Annotated in this window: 12 protein-coding genes; 6 read left to right on the top strand and 6 right to left on the bottom strand. The window is 73.0% G+C overall.

All coding sequences use genetic code 11. The features are described from left to right. Nucleotides 1–119: 119 nt before the first annotated feature. The 3 genes from ACIPYQ_RS32320 to ACIPYQ_RS32310 all read left to right on the top strand — a co-directional run bounded on the left by ACIPYQ_RS32320 (nucleotide 120) and on the right by ACIPYQ_RS32310 (nucleotide 5,450). Entirely contained in the window at nucleotides 120–2,033 is a 1,914-nt protein-coding gene (locus ACIPYQ_RS32320; RefSeq protein WP_401257619.1) for a VanW family protein, read from the top strand. A gap of 183 nt (nucleotides 2,034–2,216) precedes the next feature. After that, nucleotides 2,217–4,856, top strand: a complete 2,640-nt coding sequence (locus tag ACIPYQ_RS32315; RefSeq protein WP_401257617.1) for a SpoIIE family protein phosphatase — start codon at nucleotides 2,217–2,219, stop codon at nucleotides 4,854–4,856. 66 nt (nucleotides 4,857–4,922) lie between these two features. Then, nucleotides 4,923–5,450, top strand: coding sequence for a hypothetical protein (locus ACIPYQ_RS32310; RefSeq protein ID WP_401257615.1), 528 nt, complete (start codon nucleotides 4,923–4,925; stop codon nucleotides 5,448–5,450). A 13-nt stretch (nucleotides 5,451–5,463) separates the two neighbouring features. Here the strand turns inward: ACIPYQ_RS32310 and ACIPYQ_RS32305 are convergent, their stop codons facing one another. Next, the gene (locus tag ACIPYQ_RS32305; protein WP_401257613.1) at nucleotides 5,464–5,988 is read right to left on the bottom strand and encodes a GNAT family N-acetyltransferase; all 525 of its coding nucleotides are present in this window, start codon (nucleotides 5,986–5,988) and stop codon (nucleotides 5,464–5,466) included. Nucleotides 5,989–6,263: 275 nt separating this feature from the next. Between ACIPYQ_RS32305 and ACIPYQ_RS32300 the strand changes: the two genes are divergently transcribed. Continuing rightward, nucleotides 6,264–8,825, top strand: coding sequence for a transcriptional regulator (locus tag ACIPYQ_RS32300; protein ID WP_401257611.1), 2,562 nt, complete (start codon nucleotides 6,264–6,266; stop codon nucleotides 8,823–8,825). Nucleotides 8,826–8,839: 14 nt separating this feature from the next. Here the strand turns inward: ACIPYQ_RS32300 and ACIPYQ_RS32295 are convergent, their stop codons facing one another. The 3 genes from ACIPYQ_RS32295 to ACIPYQ_RS32285 are packed head-to-tail and all read right to left on the bottom strand — an operon-like array spanning nucleotide 8,840 to nucleotide 11,057. Beyond that, nucleotides 8,840–9,403, bottom strand: coding sequence for a TetR/AcrR family transcriptional regulator (locus ACIPYQ_RS32295; RefSeq protein ID WP_401257767.1), 564 nt, complete (start codon nucleotides 9,401–9,403; stop codon nucleotides 8,840–8,842). Between the two features lie 42 nt (nucleotides 9,404–9,445). Then, nucleotides 9,446–10,855: an amidase gene (locus tag ACIPYQ_RS32290; RefSeq protein ID WP_401257609.1), complete on the bottom strand. Its 1,410-nt coding sequence runs from the start codon at nucleotides 10,853–10,855 to the stop codon at nucleotides 9,446–9,448. Continuing rightward, nucleotides 10,842–11,057: a hypothetical protein gene (locus ACIPYQ_RS32285; protein WP_401257607.1), complete on the bottom strand. Its 216-nt coding sequence runs from the start codon at nucleotides 11,055–11,057 to the stop codon at nucleotides 10,842–10,844. The genes ACIPYQ_RS32290 and ACIPYQ_RS32285 overlap by 14 nt, the downstream gene beginning before the upstream one ends. Before the next feature lie 115 nt (nucleotides 11,058–11,172). Here ACIPYQ_RS32285 and ACIPYQ_RS32280 point away from each other — a divergent pair, with 115 nt between their 5' ends. Further along, a complete protein-coding gene (locus ACIPYQ_RS32280; protein WP_401257605.1) occupies nucleotides 11,173–12,441 on the top strand; it encodes an MFS transporter in 1,269 nt (422 codons plus the stop codon). Between the two features lie 60 nt (nucleotides 12,442–12,501). Continuing rightward, complete coding sequence (locus tag ACIPYQ_RS32275; RefSeq protein ID WP_401257604.1) at nucleotides 12,502–13,416, top strand: MBL fold metallo-hydrolase; 915 nt, start codon at nucleotides 12,502–12,504, stop codon at nucleotides 13,414–13,416. Between the two features lie 13 nt (nucleotides 13,417–13,429). Here the strand turns inward: ACIPYQ_RS32275 and ACIPYQ_RS32270 are convergent, their stop codons facing one another. Beyond that, on the bottom strand, nucleotides 13,430–14,500 hold the full coding sequence (locus ACIPYQ_RS32270) for a class I SAM-dependent methyltransferase (RefSeq protein WP_401257603.1): 1,071 nt from the start codon (nucleotides 14,498–14,500) through the stop codon (nucleotides 13,430–13,432). A gap of 155 nt (nucleotides 14,501–14,655) precedes the next feature. Continuing rightward, nucleotides 14,656–14,958, bottom strand: coding sequence for an antibiotic biosynthesis monooxygenase family protein (locus ACIPYQ_RS32265; protein WP_401257601.1), 303 nt, complete (start codon nucleotides 14,956–14,958; stop codon nucleotides 14,656–14,658). Between the last annotated feature and the right edge of the window lie 37 nt (nucleotides 14,959–14,995).

Genomic DNA, 14,995 nt, shown 5'->3' with positions numbered 1-14,995 from the left:
ATTACATTCGCCCCAGAATCACCCATTCGGCGTGGATCATTGCTTCTCGGAACTGTCGTATATGGGTCGCTCGTGGGACCCGCGCCACCTGCTGGACCGGTCGGCGCCGTGGGAGAGGCATGGGACGCGTGGGCAACTGGACCTCCAACCGACGGATCGCCCTGCCACTGGCGGGCGGCGCCGTCGTCCTGGGACTCGGCGGCGGCCTCTACGTCACCGGGCTCGTGGCCGGCAGCGACATCGACCGGGGCACGCGCGTCCTGGGAGTGGACATCGGCGGCATGAGCCGGGGACAGGCCCAGCAGAAGCTGACCCGGGAGCTCGGGCCCGCCGCCGCGGCGCCGGTCGCGATGAAGATCGGCGACCATGTGGAGAAGGCCGTCCCCGCCGCGCTCGGGCTCTCGCTCGACACCACCGCGACCGTGGACCGCGCCGTCCGGACGGGATACGGCCCGGCCACCGTCATCGGCCGGCTCTTCGCCTCCGCCGACCGCGAGCTCGAGCCGGTGATCCGGATGGACGAGCAGACCGCCCGGGCCGCGGTCGACCGCATCGGCGAGGCGACCGGTCGGCAGGCCCGCGACGGGTCGATCACCTTCGAGAAGGGCGCGGCGAAGGCCGTCGCCCCCCAGCAGGGCGTCACCCTCATCCAGGACCGGGCCCTCACCACCCTCCGCGAGGCCTACCTGCGGCCCGCCGCGGACCCCGTCGTGATGCCCGTCGAGCGCACCCAGCCCCGCATCGGGGCCGAGGAGACCGGACGGGCCATGCAGCAGTTCGCGCAGCCCGCGATGTCCGGGCCCGTCAACCTCACCGTCGCCGGCCAGCGCCTGTCCATAGGCCCCGGCGTCCTGGGCGAGCACCTCAAGATGCGGCCCGACGCCCAGGGCCGGCTCGTACCGGCCCTCGATTCCAAGGGCCTGCTCGCCGACCCCGCCGTGGCCCGTCCGATCGGGGCGGTCACCGAGTCCCCGCGCGACGCCGTGCCCCGTCTGGACGCGGACGGGAGCGTGGTCATCGGGGAGCCGGGCCGCGAGGGCCGGCAGGTCACCGAGGCGGCACTCGGCAAGGCCGTGCTGCCCCTGCTGACCCGCTCGGGCGCGGCCCGCAGCGGCGAGGTCGCCACCGTGGCCGTCCAGCCGGACCTCACCAGCGAAGAGACGCGACGACTCGGCATCAAGGAGAAGGTCTCCTCCTTCACCGTCGACTTCCCGGCCGCCCCGTACCGCACCACCAACGTCGGCCGTGCCGTCGAGCTCATCAACGGCTCCGTCGTCATGCCGGGGGAGGAGTGGAGCTTCAACCGTACGGTCGGCGAGCGCACCCCGGAGAACGGCTTCGTCGACGGCATCATGATCAACGACGGCCGGTACGTGAAATCGCCCGGCGGAGGCGTCTCGGCGGTCGCCACCACCATGTACAACGCGGCGTTCTTCGCGGGCGTCAAGCCCGTCGAGCACGGCGCCCACTCCTTCTACATCGAGCGCTACCCCGAGGGACGGGAGGCCACCGTCGCCTGGGGCACCCTCGACCTGCGCTGGGTCAACGACTCGGGCCACCCCCTCTACATCCAGGCCCGGTCCACCGACACCTCGCTGACCATCACCTTCCTCGGCACGAAGAAGTACGACGAGATACGTGCGACCAAGGGGCCGCGCACGAACGTCACCCCGCCCGCCAAGCACACGGACAGCGGGCCGACGTGCGAGGTCCAGACCCCGCTCGAGGGCTTCGACGTCACCGTCGGCCGCGTCTTCGTCCAAGGCGGGAAGGAGGTCAAGCACGAGGAGTTCAAGACCCACTACACGCCGCGCGACGAGGTGACCTGCACGCCGGAGGCATCGCCCACCCCGGGAGCCCCCCAGGCCCCGGGAGCCCCCCAGGCCCCGGGAACCCAGCCGGCCGAGCAGACCCCGGAAACCCGGCAGGCCCCACAGACCGCACGGGCCGCACAGGCCCCGCAGACCACGCCGGCCCCGTCCGCCACGGCCGCGGGCGGCCCCCTGGCCCTCGGCGGCACCCCCTCGCACTGACCGTCCGTCCAGGACGAGGCGTGACGGATCCGGAGCGCGCCGTGCGTGATGGGAGCCATGCAGGCTCGGAAGTGCTACAACTGGGTGCGTGACCATTCCTTGCCACCCGTGCCGGGCACGTCGGTGCGGTCACCGCTAGGCAACAGAACCAGGAGCGTCGCCGGACAGGTATTCGTCCTCCAGGTGGCGATCGTGGTGTTGCTCGCGGCCGGGGCGCTGCTGGCCCTGGTACTCCAGTCGCGCCACGACATCGACCGGGAGGCGCGCAACCGCTCGGTGTCCGTGGCCGAGACCTTCGCCCACTCCCTGGGGCTGCAGGACACGCTGAAGACGAACGACCCGTCCGCCGTCCTGCAACCCCTCGCCGAGGAGACGCGCAAGGCCGCCGGGGTGGACTTCATCGTCGTGATGGACACCAAGGGCATGCGGTACAGCCATCCCCAGCCCGACCGCATCGGGAAACGGTTCGTCGGCACGATCGAGCCCTCCCTCGCCGGCAAGGTCCACACCGAGAGCGTGCAGGGCCCCCTCGGCAAGGAGATCCAGGCCGTCGTACCCGTCAAGGGCCCCGACGGCAAGGTCGTCGGCCTGGTCTCGGCCGGACTGACCGTGAAGAACGTGACCGGCGTCGTCGACCGCCAGCTCCCCGTCATCCTCCTGGCCATCGCCACCGGCCTCGCCCTGGCGACCGGCGGCACGGCCCTGATCAGCAGACGGCTGCGCCGCCAGACCCACGGGCTCGGCACGCAGGAGATGACCCGGATGTACGAGCACCACGACGCGGTGCTCCACGCCGTCCGCGAGGGGGTGCTGATCACCGACGGTGAAGGACGGCTGCTGCTGGCGAACGACGAGGCCAAACGGCTGCTCGGGCTGCCGGAGGACGCGGACGGACGCCACATCGCGGACGTACCGGGCCTGGACCGCCGGATGGCGGACCTGCTGCTCTCCGGCCGGACGGCCACCGACGAGGTGCTGGAGAGCGGGGACCGGCTGCTCGTGGTCAACCAGCGGCCCACCCACCCCCGGGGCCGGCCGGAGGGCAGCGCGGTCACCATCCGCGACTCCACCGAGATGCGGGTCCTGACCGCCCGGGCCGAGACGGCCCGCAGGCGCCTGAAGCTGCTCTACGACGCGGGCGGCGACGTCGGTACCAGCCTCGACGTGGTGCGGACGGCCGAGGAGCTCGCGGCCGTCGCCGTCCCCCGGTTCGCGGACTTCGTCACGGTCGACCTGGCGGACCAGGTGCTCGACGGTGACGAACCCGCCCCGGGCGCAGACATGCGGCGCACGGCGATCAGCGGCATCCGGTCCGACCATCCCCTCTACCCCGTCGGCCGGCTGATCGACTTCCTGCCGTCCACCCCCCAGGCACGCGGCTACGGCACCGGCCGGGCGGAGCTGGTCACCGACCTGTCCGAGGCGCCGGGCTGGCAGGCCCAGGACCCGCCCCGAGCCCAGGCCATCGTCGATTACGGGATCCACTCGCTGATCGCGGCCCCGCTCATGGCCCGCGGCGTCGTCCTGGGGGTGGTCAACTTCTGGCGGTCGCAGAAGAAGGAGCCCTTCGACGAGGACGAGCTGTCGCTGGCCGAGGAGCTCGTCGCCCGCGCCGCCGTCAGCATGGACAACGCCCGCCGCTACACCCGCGAGCACGCCCTCGCCGTCACGCTCCAGCGCAGCCTGCTGCCGCGCGCCCTGCCCGAGCAGAGCGCCATGGACGTGGCGCACTTCTACCTGCCCGCGCAGTCCGGAGTGGGCGGCGACTGGTTCGACGTGATCCCGCTCCCCGGCAGCCGGGTCGCGCTGGTCGTCGGAGACGTCGTCGGGCACGGCCTCCACGCCGCCGCCACCATGGGGCGGCTGCGCACGGCGGTGCACAACTTCTCCTCCCTCGACCTGCCGCCCGACGAGATCCTCGCCCGCCTCGACGACCTCGTACAGCGCATCGACCACGACCGCGACGGTGACGGAGCCGACACGAACGGTGGCGGCGGCATCATGGGCGCCACCTGCCTGTACGCCATCTACGACCCGGTGTCCCAGCGCTGCACCGTGGCACGGGCGGGGCACCTGCCGCCCCTGGTGGTCGCCCCCGACGGGACGACGGAGATCGTCGAACTCCCGGCCGGACCTCCGCTGGGGCTCGGCGGCATGCCGTTCGAGACCGCGGAACTGGACCTGGCGGAAGGCAGCCAGCTCGTCCTCTACACGGACGGGCTGGTCGAGGAGCGGACCCGGGACATCGGCGAGGGCCTGGAACTGCTGCGCGCGGCCCTGAGCCACCCCGACCGGGACCCCCAGGACAGCTGCCGGGCCGTACTCGACATGCTGCTGCCGCCCCGGCCCACCGACGACGTGGCCCTGCTCATCGCACGGACGCGGACCCTCGGCCCGGACCGGGTCGCGCAGTGGGACGTACCGTTCGAGGCGAGTGCGGTCGGCGCCATGCGCAGCATCGCCGCGAAGAAGCTCGACGAGTGGGGCCTGTCGGAACTCGGCTTCGCCACGGAACTGATCCTCAGCGAACTGATCACCAACGCCATGCGGCACGGCAGCGAGCCGGTCCGCGTCCGGCTGCTGCACGACCACACCCTGACCTGCGAGGTATGGGACGGCAGCAGCACCGCCCCCCACCTGCGGTACGCCGCCACCACGGACGAAGGCGGGCGCGGACTGTTCCTGGTGGCGCAGCTCAGCGAACACTGGGGCACGCGGTACACGCCCGAGGGCAAGGTCATCTGGGCGGAACTGCTCCTCCCCGGCACCCCGGGCGACACCGAACCCGCCCTCGCCGCCTTCCTGGACGTCGACCCCCTGTGACGGATCCGGCCCGTCCTGCGGCTCCGCCGGCTGCCGAGGCCCGGAGACAGGTGTGAGGATGGGGCCATGCGCGCTTCGTCCGATTCCGGCCCCCTCACGCCCGCCTCCCTCGCCGTCTGGCGCGAGGAGGTCTCGGCGAGCCTCTCCGCGGTGACCCGCGGCTTCGAGGAGAAGTACGGCTACGGGCCGGGGGAGAACGCGATTCACCCCCCGGAGGCGAACGACCGGGTCGCTGCGGGGCGGCTCGCCGGGGAATCACCCGGCTTCGCCGGTCTCGCCGCGTACTACGGCGAGATCGGCACCGTGACCATGAGCGACGTCGGCAACGCCTACTTCCTGCACTCCGGGGCCCGGGCGCTCGAGGAGCGCACGGCTCTGCCCGAAGCCGGCGGGACCGTGCCCGCCGTGCTGATCGGCTCCGACGGCGGCGGAACCCTGTACGCGGTGGCCGCGGACGGCGGCGTGTGGCGCTCCCGGGGTGCTTCCGAGGACGTCGGGTTCGACCGGATCACGCACGACCTCGCCGGCTTCCTCGACCTCCTGCGACGCTCGGTCCATCGCTTCGAGGAGACCGGACAGCCCGGCTTCGTGTAGGCGACGTGCGGGATCAGAGCGCGCGCCGGTAGCGGAGCTCGGAGAGCGTGATCCCGTCGTAGACGTCGTCCTGAGTGGCGCCGTCGGCCGCGTAGCCGGCCCGTTCGTAGAAGCGCCGGGACCGCTGGTTGTCCCGGAGAACCCACAGGGCCGAGGTCGCGAAGCCCTGGTCCTGCATACGGGTGTGGGCCTCGCCGAGGAGCCCGCGGCCGATGCCCCGGCCGATCAGGTCCGGCGACACGTACAGGGCGTACACCTCGCCCGCCCGCCTCGCGCCCGGCAGCTCACCGCTACACGGCCCGAAGCAGACCCAGCCCACCGGGCCGCGGTCGCCGACCGCCACGAGGTCCACCGACTCCCGGAGGGGCTGGGAGAACCACTGGCGCCGCCGGCCCGCGTCGTCCTCGACCGTCATCGCGTCCAGGTACGTCCGGGGCACGATGCCCGCGTACGCCGCCTGCCAGCCCCGGACGCGAATCGTCGAGACGGCCTCGATGTCGGCCCCGTCCATCTCCCGCACGTGCACCTGGCGTTCCATCCGTCGATTTTATTGATACCAGGTCATACGACCGCGACGTATAGGGTGTTGCCGCGAGGGCACGGCGGCCGATACGGCTGCGAGCAGGCTCATCCTGCCGGTGCTCCTCATGGCGGTTCCTCCCTCACCCACACACGGGTGACGAGGACGAATCCGCCTTTCGGGATGACGAGCGGCATGTTCAGAGCCGCACGATGACACACACGGTCGCCCCCCCCATGTCGGCAAGGCATCTCCGGGGATTCGGCGCGCCGAAACAAGAGGGAATGAAACACATGATGTCCAAGGAAGGGGAGACCCTGACGAATCCGCAGGCCGTGGGGGTGGCCCTCGGCGACCTCGACCCGCTCAGTCTGAAGGCGCACCCCGCTCCCGTGAACCAGGCGAGCCGTGCAGACGGGGAGCCGCCGGCCGGCCGGCCCGGCTATGTCGTCCGCCCGCACGACCGCGCCCTGGCCGACCTGGTCGAGGCGGCGCTCGCCGGGCAGAGCGGCAGGCTGTTCCTGGTCGGGGAGGCCTCCACCGGCAAGACGCGCGCGTGCTGGGAGGCCCTGCGGCCCCTGGCCGAGCAGGGGTGGCGACTGTGGCACCCCTGCGAGCCCGCGCCCGTCGAGGCGGCGCTCGCCGACCTCGAGCAGGTCGGCCCCCGCACCGTTGTCTGGCTGTACGAGGCACAGCACCGGCTCGGCGCACCTTCCGGGTCCGGTGAGCGGTTCTCGGCCGCCCTGGGCGCGCTGCTCCGCGACCCCGCCCGCGCACCGGTCCTCGTCCTGGGCACCCTTTCGCCGGCCAACCACCGCACGTACGTCACCCGTCCCAGGGAGTACCCGGAGGCGTGGGACGTGCTGGCAGGACGGACCGTCACCGTCCCTGACGCATTCGATCCCGCCGACACGGACATCCTGACGCGGCTGGCCGCGTCCGACACCGTGCTGGCCGACGCCCTCGGGCAGGCGCGAAACGGGCAGGTCGCCCAGTACCTGGCCGGCGCACCGACCCTGTTGGCACGGTTCCAGAACGTGTCGGCGCCGGCGCGGGCGGTGCTCGAGGCCGCGATGGACTACGTACGTCTGGGCGTGGGCCCGCACCTGCCGGCCGCCTGTCTGGCACAGGCCGCCGAGGGCTACCTGAGCGAGGCCGAGCGCGAACAGGCCACCGGTGACTGGTTCGCGGAAGCACTCGCCGAAGCCACCGCCCCCACCGCCCCCACCGGCGCCGACGATGCGCCCCTGCGGGCGAGCACCCTCTGTACCCCTGACGGCCGCGGACCGGCGATGCGCCCGGGCGGGCCCTCCTACCAGCCGGCGCCGTACCTCGTACAGCACGCCGGGAGCGCTCGGCGCGCGCTGTGCCCGCCCGCCGCGTTCTGGCAAGCCGCCGCCGACCACCTCACCGACCCCCACCACCTCGACACCCTCGCCCGGGCCGCTCTCGAACGCCACCGCCTGCGCTGGGCCGAGCGGCTCGTCCGGAAATCCGCTCTCTGGGGTGAGAGCAGTGCTCTGCACCGGCTGGCCGACGTGCAGAGCGAGGCCGGGTTCGACAAGGACGCAGAACGGCTCTTCAGGCACGCCGCCGCTCACGGCGACACCTGGGCCCTGATCCGGCTGGCATGGCTGCGGGAAGAGGCCGGTGACCATGACGAGTCCGAAGAGCTCCTCACACGGGCAGGTGACGACGGCGACGACTACGCCCTGATGCTCCTGGCGGAGATACGGGAGGAGGCCGGAGACCGCCACGAGGCCGAACGCCTCGCCCGACAAGCCGCCGACCTCGGCGAGGTGTTCGCCCCCTACCGGCTGGCCGAGACGCGGGAGGAGGCCGGGGAGCACGAGGAGGCCGAACGCCTCGCCCGAGAAGCCGCCCACGACGGCAACATCCACCCCCTGTACCGACTGGCGCTGCAGCGCGAGGTGGCGGGAGACGCGCACGGCGCCGAGCGCCTCTACACGCAGGCCGCCGACCACGGCAACGCCGGCGCCATGATCTCGCTGGCGGCGATGCGGGAGAAGGCCGGGGAGCACGACGAGGCCGAACGCCTCGCCCGACGGGCCGCCGACCACGGCGACACCGAAGGCCTGTGCCAGCTGGCCATGACCAGGAAGGCGGCGGCGGACGCACAAGGAGCCGAGCGACTCTTCGCCCAGGCCGCCGAACACGGCGACACCTGGGCCCTGAACGAGCTGGCACAGATGCGGGAGGCGGCCGGGGACCATCACGGAGCCGAACGCCTCGCCCAGCCCGAGCGTGGTGTGTTCAACGCCGCCAACCTGAGTGTGACGTCCGCCCTGGTCTGTCTGGCAGCGATGCGGGCGAGGGCGGGAGACCATGACAGCGCCGAACGCCTCGCCCGGCACGCCGCTCACCACGGCGACACCAATGCCCTGTACAGGCTGGCCGAGATACGGGAGGAGGCCGGGGACCGCCACGAAGCCGAACGCCTCGCCCTGCAGGCCGCCGACCACGGCAGCGGGCTCGCCCTGACCAATCTGGCAGGGCGACGCGAAGAGGCGGGGGAGCACGAGGAGGCCGAACGCCTCGCCCGACTGGCTGCCCGCCACGGTGACGCGGAAGCCCTGTACAGGCTGGCAGTGGGGCGGGAACAGGCCGGCGACACCCGCGGCGCCGAACGCCTCTTCACCGAATCCGCGGACCACGGCAACACCTGGGCCCTGAACCGGCTCGCGGAGATGCGGCTGAAGGCCGGGGACCGGGACGAGGCAGAACGCCTCGCCCGACGGGCCGCCGACCGCGGATCAAGTGCGATGCGCTTCTTCAGGATCCTGTGGCCGCAGGGGCTGGAGGCCGACGGCACACCGTCCCCGCCCCTTCGCTAGGAATCCTGTGAGCGTCAGGCTGCGCCGCCGGGGCCGGTCGCGCCGAGAGCCTCCGTCACGAGCCTCAGCGCGTAGGCGGTGTCGAGCCCTTGGGGGCGGAACAGGAGGCGGTACATCAGGGGGGCGACCACCTGGTCCATGACCGATTCGACGTCGGGTGTCCGCTCCCCGCGCTCGGTCGCGCGGGTGAGGATGACGCCGATCTGTTCGGCGGCATAGGCGGAACACTGGCCGGCGTTGCTGCCGTCCGGGTCGCCGAGCAGGGCGTCGCGGACGTAGGCGCGGCCGGCGGGGGAGGACATCTCGTCGAGGAACTGCTCGGCCCAGGTCGCCAGGTCGTCGGCGAGGGCGCCGTGGTCCTGGGGCGCGGTCTCGGGCCTGAGGCGCTCGACCGCGACGTCCGACAACAGCTCCTGCAGGTCCCCCCATCGACGGTAGACCGTCGACGGGGTCACGCCCGCACGCTGGGCGATCAGCGGCACCGTCAGGGCGTCCCGGCCCAACTCCGCGGTGAGTTCGCGCACCGCGGTGTGCACCGCTGCCTGGACCCGGGCGCTGCGCCCTCCGGGGCGCACCATCTGCCTGCTCACACCCCCCACCTTAACGCGAAATCATTGCTTCTAGCGAGCGCGCCGACCACCTCCCGGGCGTCCGTGCTCGTGGGCGGGGCGGGTCTGCTCGTACGCGTGGCCGACGCGGAAGAGCACGTCCTCGCCGAGGGGGCGTCCCAGGAGCTGCATGCCGATGGGCAGGCCCGCCGCGTCGTGGCCGACCGGCACCGACAGGGACGGTACGCCGGTGATGTTGGCCGGGGACGAGAGGCGTACGTACGCGTCCGCGACGCCCTCGACCGTGCCGTCGGCCCAGGTGATCGTCTCCTGGCCGGCCCGCACGGCGGTCGCGGGCACGGTGGGGGCGGCAATGACGTCGACCTGCTCCAGCATGCGGGCCCACTCCTGCCGCATCAGGGTGCGGGAGCGCTGGGCGCGCAGGTAGTCCACGGCGGGCATCAGCGCTCCGGCCTCCAGGAGGACGCGGACGTCGTCCTGGTAGAGCTCGGGGACCGTGCGCAGGGTTGCCTCGTGGTAGGCGGTGGCCTCGGGCACCATCAGGCCCCACTGGGTGGCCCGGACGTAGCGGGTCATCGGGATCTCGACGTCGACGAGGCGCGCTCCGAGGGCCCGCAGGTCGTCGATGGCGCGACGGACGGCGGCTTCGACCTCCGGGTCGACGTGGTCGAAGTAGTAGGTGCGCGGCACGCCGATCCGCAGCCCGGCGAGGCTCGTGCCCCCGGCCGGCCGGTGGTCGACGGCGGGCGTGGCGAGCGAGGCGGGGTCGCGCGGGTCGTGCCCGGCCAGCGCGCTCAGGACCAGGGCTGCGTCCTGGACGGTGCGGGTGATCGGGCCGACGTGGTCCAGCGACCACGACAGGGACGTGACGCCGTGCCGGGGAACGAGACCGTAGGTCGGTTTGAGGCCGACGACGCCGTTGAGCGCGGCGGGCACCCGGATCGACCCGCCGGTGTCGGTGCCCAGGGCGAAGGTCGCGGAGCCCGAGGCCACGGCGACGGCGGATCCGCCGCTCGACCCCCCGGCGACCCGGTCGGGGTCCCGGGCGTTGTGCGTCTGCGGGGTGGTCAGGCCGTACGCGAACTCGTGGGTGTGCGTCTTGCCGAGCAGGACCGCGCCGGCGGTCGTCAGGCGTGCGGCGACCGTGCTGTCGGTCGGCGCCCGGTGGTCGGCGCGGACCCGGGAGCTTGCGGACGTCGGCGTGCCGGCCACGTCGATCAGGTCCTTCAGGCCCATCGGGACGCCGTGCAGCGGACCGCGGTAGCGGCCGGCCGCGATCTCGTGTGCGGCCTCGCGCGCGGACTTGCGGGCGTGGTCGGCGGTGACGCCGACGTACGCCTGCAGGCGGGGTTCGACCCGTTCGATGCGCTCCAGTACGGAGTCCACCAGCTCGACGGGGGACAGCTGCCGGGTACGGACCGCGTCGGCGGCCGCCGTCAGGGAGAGCTCATACGGCTGCATCGGGGTTCTCCGGTTCCGGTTCGGCGCGGTAGGCGGGGGCGGGCGGGGTGTCTCCGAAGTCCAGCTCCCGCAGGACCGCGACGACGGAGTGGATGTGCTGGGCGACGGCGGCGACCGCGGCGTGGCGGTCGGCCGGCAGCGGGAGCCCGGCGCGGGCGGCCCAGAAGGCCGCTTCCGGTGGGGTGAGGTCAGCCGTGGACATCGGTGTCTCTCCTCGAACAGCTCAAGCTAAAGCTAATGGTTTGCGTTAGTCGACAGTATGGTCCTACGGTGACTTAAAGCAAACCGATTGCGTTTAGCGCCGAGGAGCCTGCCCCATGCCCGCCGTCACACCCCGAGCACCCGCGCCGTCCCCCTACCGGGCCGTCCGCGGGAACACCGGCCACCGCACGGCGGCCTTCGCCCTGAACGCCTCGATCCTGGCCACCCTCCTCGCGGCATCCAGCGCACCCACCCCGCTCTACCCCTCCTACCAGCATGCCTGGGACCTGTCCGCGCTGACCGTCACCGTGGTCTTCAGCGCCTACGCCCTCGCGCTGCTGCTGGCCCTGCTCACCACCGGATCCCTCTCCGACCACCTGGGGCGACGTCCCGTCCTGGCCGGAGCCCTGGCCCTGGAGGCCTTGTCCATGCTGATGCTGGCCTCGGCGGACGGCGCCGGTGCGCTGATCGCCGCCCGGATCCTGCAGGGAGCGGCCACCGGCGCGGCCACCAGCGCCGCGGGAGCGGCCCTCCTCGATCTGGAGGACCCGCTGCGGCCGGGGCGTTCCGCCCTCACCAACAGCATCGCCCCGGTGGCCGGCATGGCCGCCGGTGTCCTGGCCTCCACCCTCCTCGTGCACTTCGCCCCGGCCCACGTGGCCGGCGTGTACGTGGTGCCGGCGGTCCTGTTCACCGCCCAGGCGGTCGCGGTCGCCTTCATGGCGGAGACGGCCCACCCGCACGCCGGCGCCCTGCGCTCGCTGCGCCCGCGCCTCGCCGTGCCGCCGCCGGCCCGGCGCGCGCTCCTGGCGGCCGGCACCGCCGTCGTCGCCGTCTGGGCCCTCGGCGGCTTCTACTCCTCCCTCGGCCCGGCGCTGGTGCACCTCGTGGCCCCGGCCGCCCCACAGGCAGCCGGCGGCATGGTCTTCTTCACCCTCACCGCGGCGGCCACGCTCACCGTGTGGACGCTACGGCGCACGGCCGCGCACACCGCGGTCACCGGTGGGAGCCTGGCGGTCCTGCCCGCCGCCGCCCTGGCGCTGAGCGCTCTGCACGGCGGCGGCCTGCCCGCCGTCCACGGCGGAGCGGCCCTGGCCGGAATCGCCTTCGGCGCCGTCTCCCAAGGGGCGCTGCGCATGACGCTCACCGGGCTGCCCGCGCGCGACCGTGCGGCGACCCTCGCCGCCTCCTACGTCCTCAGCTACCTCTCCATGAGCCTGCCCGCCGTCGCCGCGGGCGCCGCCACCCGGCACTACGGGCTGTCCACCGCCACCCACGCCTACGTGGTCGCCGCCGCCCTGCTCGCCGTCGCGGCCCCGGTGGCACTCGCGGCGTCGCGCCGCGGCCGCGGCGGAGCCCACGGCGCCCCGGCCGACCTTCCGTAACCGACCGACTGACCTTCCTCCATCCGCCCATCCGTCACGAGACCGAGGAAACGAACCGTCATGAGCACTCCGCCGGCCACCCACCCGACCACCATCCCCGCCTGGACCGTGGGCGACGTCACCGTCCACCGCATCGACGAGACGCTCCTGCCGCCCGCCACCGGACCGTGGCTGCTGCCGGACGCCACCCCCGCCGTCGTCGCCGGGCAGGACTGGCTGCGCCCCCACTTCGCCGACGAGGACGGCATCCTCCACCTCGACAGCCACAGCTTCGCGTTCACCGTCGACGGGCTGCGCGTCGTGGTGGACACCGGCATCGGCAACGGCAAGGAGCGGGCCAACCCGGCCTGGCACCGCCTGGACACCGACTACCTCCAGCGACTCGCCACCGCCGGATTCCCCCCGGAATCGGTCGACCTGGTGATCCTCACCCACCTGCACGCCGACCACGTCGGCTGGAACACGCGCGAGGCGAACGGGGAGTGGGTCCCCACCTTCCCGCATGCCCGCTACGTCACCTCCCGCACCGAGCGGGAGTTCTGGGCCGGGTACGACATGGACCAGGCGCGCCGGCAGATGTTCCTGGACTCCGTGATTCCGGTGGAGGAAGCGGGACTGCTCGACCTCGTCGACGTACCCGCCGAAGGCGCCGAACTCGCCCCGCACCTGCGCCTGCTCCCCACGCCCGGCCACACCCCCGGCCACGTCGCCGTCGAGCTGACCAGCCGGGGCCGGACGGCTCTGATCACCGGCGACTGCATCCACCACCCCGTCCAGCTCGCCCACCCCGCCATCGGCGCCTGCGTCGACATCGACCCCGGACGGTCCGAGGCCACGCGCCGCACGCTGCTCGGCTCCCTCGCCCACACGGACACCCTCCTCCTGGGCACCCACTTCGCGCCGCCCACCGCCGGCCGGGTCGTCCCCCACGAGGGCGCCTACCGGCTCGCACCAGTCCCCGCCGGCGCGCACTAGCCGGCGAACGGCCTCAGGGCCGGATGTCGTAGAGGACGTTGAACGGGTCCTCGGCCGGGGAGCGGGTGACTTCGGAGAACCCGGCTTCGGAGCAGAGCGTGCGTACGGTCGCCTCCGGCAGCCCGCAGGTCCCGAAGGCCCTTCCGCCCCCGGCCAGGGACGTGGTCATGCAGTAGAACATGCTGAATCCGTACAGCAGCGACGCGACGGGGCCGACGTTGTCCTCGGGGCGGTCCCGGGAGTTGATCTCGAGCATGAGGTAGTCCCCGTCGTCCTCGACTCCGGCCCGGATCGCGGCCAGCAGTCGCTGCGGCTGCGCCGCGTCGTGGATGACGTCGAACGTCGTGATGAGGTCGTACCGGCCGGGGAGGCCCTGCCCGGCGTCGAGCGTCTCGAAGGTCACCCGGTCGGCGACCCCCGCCTTCTCGGCGTTGGCACGGGCCCGCTCGATCTGGCCCGGGAAGCTGTCGAAGCCCACGAACCGCGACCGCGGGAAGGCCTTGGCGAGGACGATCAGGGCCCGGCCCGCGCCGCAGCCGACGTCCGCCACCGTGCTTCCGCGCTCCAGTTTGCCGACGATGTGCGGGAAGGTGGACAGCCAGTCGTCGATCATGACGCTCTCGAACCAGCTGCCGGAGAAGCGGCTCATGCCTTCCCACAAGGAGGGCGGGTACTCGGCCTGTTGCACGCCGCCGCCGCTCCGGAACGCCTCGGTGAGCCGCTCGTACGGTTGCCACAGACCCGGGAGCATCTGGTAGACCCCGCCCAGGAACATCGGACCCGACTCCGCGGCGAGCGCGGGGGCGTGCTCGGGAGGGAGGGAGAAGGCGCCCGGCTGCGGTTCCTCCAGGTAGCCCGCGGCCGTGAGACCGCGAAGCCACTCCCGCACATAGCGTTCCTGCAGATCCAGCCGGTCCGCCAGGTCGCGGCTGCCGGAGGGGCCGTTGGCCGCGAGGTCCTTGAACAGGCCCAGCCGGTCGCCCAGGACGCACAGGGCCGTGGCCATCGTCCCGCTCAGGTCCCCGAGCGCCTTCTCCATGAACGCTTCGAGCTTCGAGCCGTCCGGTTCCCGCGGTGCCGCCATGGGCGCGCTCTCCTGAAAGTCGGTTACGGCCACCGGAAGTGACCGCGTCCCAGGCAAGCAGGTCGACGCGGCCCGGCCGCGCCGCCGCAACGACCGCGGGAACGAAGTCCACTCCGAGGGAGTCCTTTCGCCCCGCTCCCGCGGCGAGCCGGCTCTCAGCCGGTGCCGGGTTCGGCGAGCAGATCGTCGACGATGTGCAGCCGGGTCTCCGGGAGACGCTCGGCGATCGCCTCCAGCATCATGGCCACCCCGTCCGGGTCGGGCGCCGAGCAGCGTGCGCGCGTCTCCTCGTCGGGCCAGCGGGCGTACGCGACCCAAGTGCCGTCGTCCGCCCGGTGCAGCCGCGACCCGTACGAGCCGCACCGCGCGTGGATGGCCTCGGTCACCCGCCGCCAGCCGTCGGCGAACTGCTCCTCCATGCCCGGACGGAGCCGCCACCTGTAGATCACCGCGAACACGTCTGGATTCCCTTTCCGAGCGGGCCGGTTGTCGTGG

It is taken from the genome of Streptomyces sp. NPDC090045 (assembly GCF_044747975.1).
Taxonomy (GTDB): Bacteria; Actinomycetota; Actinomycetes; order Streptomycetales; family Streptomycetaceae; genus Streptomyces.
The sequence above is the reverse complement of the archived record's forward strand: the minus strand, read 5'-3'. Positions and strand labels throughout refer to the sequence as shown.

Bases quoted from the DNA above. Each gene is read 5' to 3' on its own strand.
- ACIPYQ_RS32270 (WP_401257603.1), bottom strand. From the start codon at position 14,500: ATGGCGGCACCGCGGGAACCGGACGGCTCGAAGCTCGAAGCGTTCATG.
- ACIPYQ_RS32275 (WP_401257604.1), top strand. From the start codon at position 12,502: ATGAGCACTCCGCCGGCCACCCACCCGACCACCATCCCCGCCTGGACC.
- ACIPYQ_RS32320 (WP_401257619.1), top strand. From the start codon at position 120: ATGGGACGCGTGGGCAACTGGACCTCCAACCGACGGATCGCCCTGCCA.
- ACIPYQ_RS32280 (WP_401257605.1), top strand. From the start codon at position 11,173: ATGCCCGCCGTCACACCCCGAGCACCCGCGCCGTCCCCCTACCGGGCC.
- ACIPYQ_RS32305 (WP_401257613.1), bottom strand. From the start codon at position 5,988: ATGGAACGCCAGGTGCACGTGCGGGAGATGGACGGGGCCGACATCGAG.
- ACIPYQ_RS32310 (WP_401257615.1), top strand. From the start codon at position 4,923: ATGCGCGCTTCGTCCGATTCCGGCCCCCTCACGCCCGCCTCCCTCGCC.
- ACIPYQ_RS32290 (WP_401257609.1), bottom strand. From the start codon at position 10,855: ATGCAGCCGTATGAGCTCTCCCTGACGGCGGCCGCCGACGCGGTCCGT.
- ACIPYQ_RS32295 (WP_401257767.1), bottom strand. From the start codon at position 9,403: ATGGTGCGCCCCGGAGGGCGCAGCGCCCGGGTCCAGGCAGCGGTGCAC.
- ACIPYQ_RS32300 (WP_401257611.1), top strand. From the start codon at position 6,264: ATGATGTCCAAGGAAGGGGAGACCCTGACGAATCCGCAGGCCGTGGGG.
- ACIPYQ_RS32285 (WP_401257607.1), bottom strand. From the start codon at position 11,057: ATGTCCACGGCTGACCTCACCCCACCGGAAGCGGCCTTCTGGGCCGCC.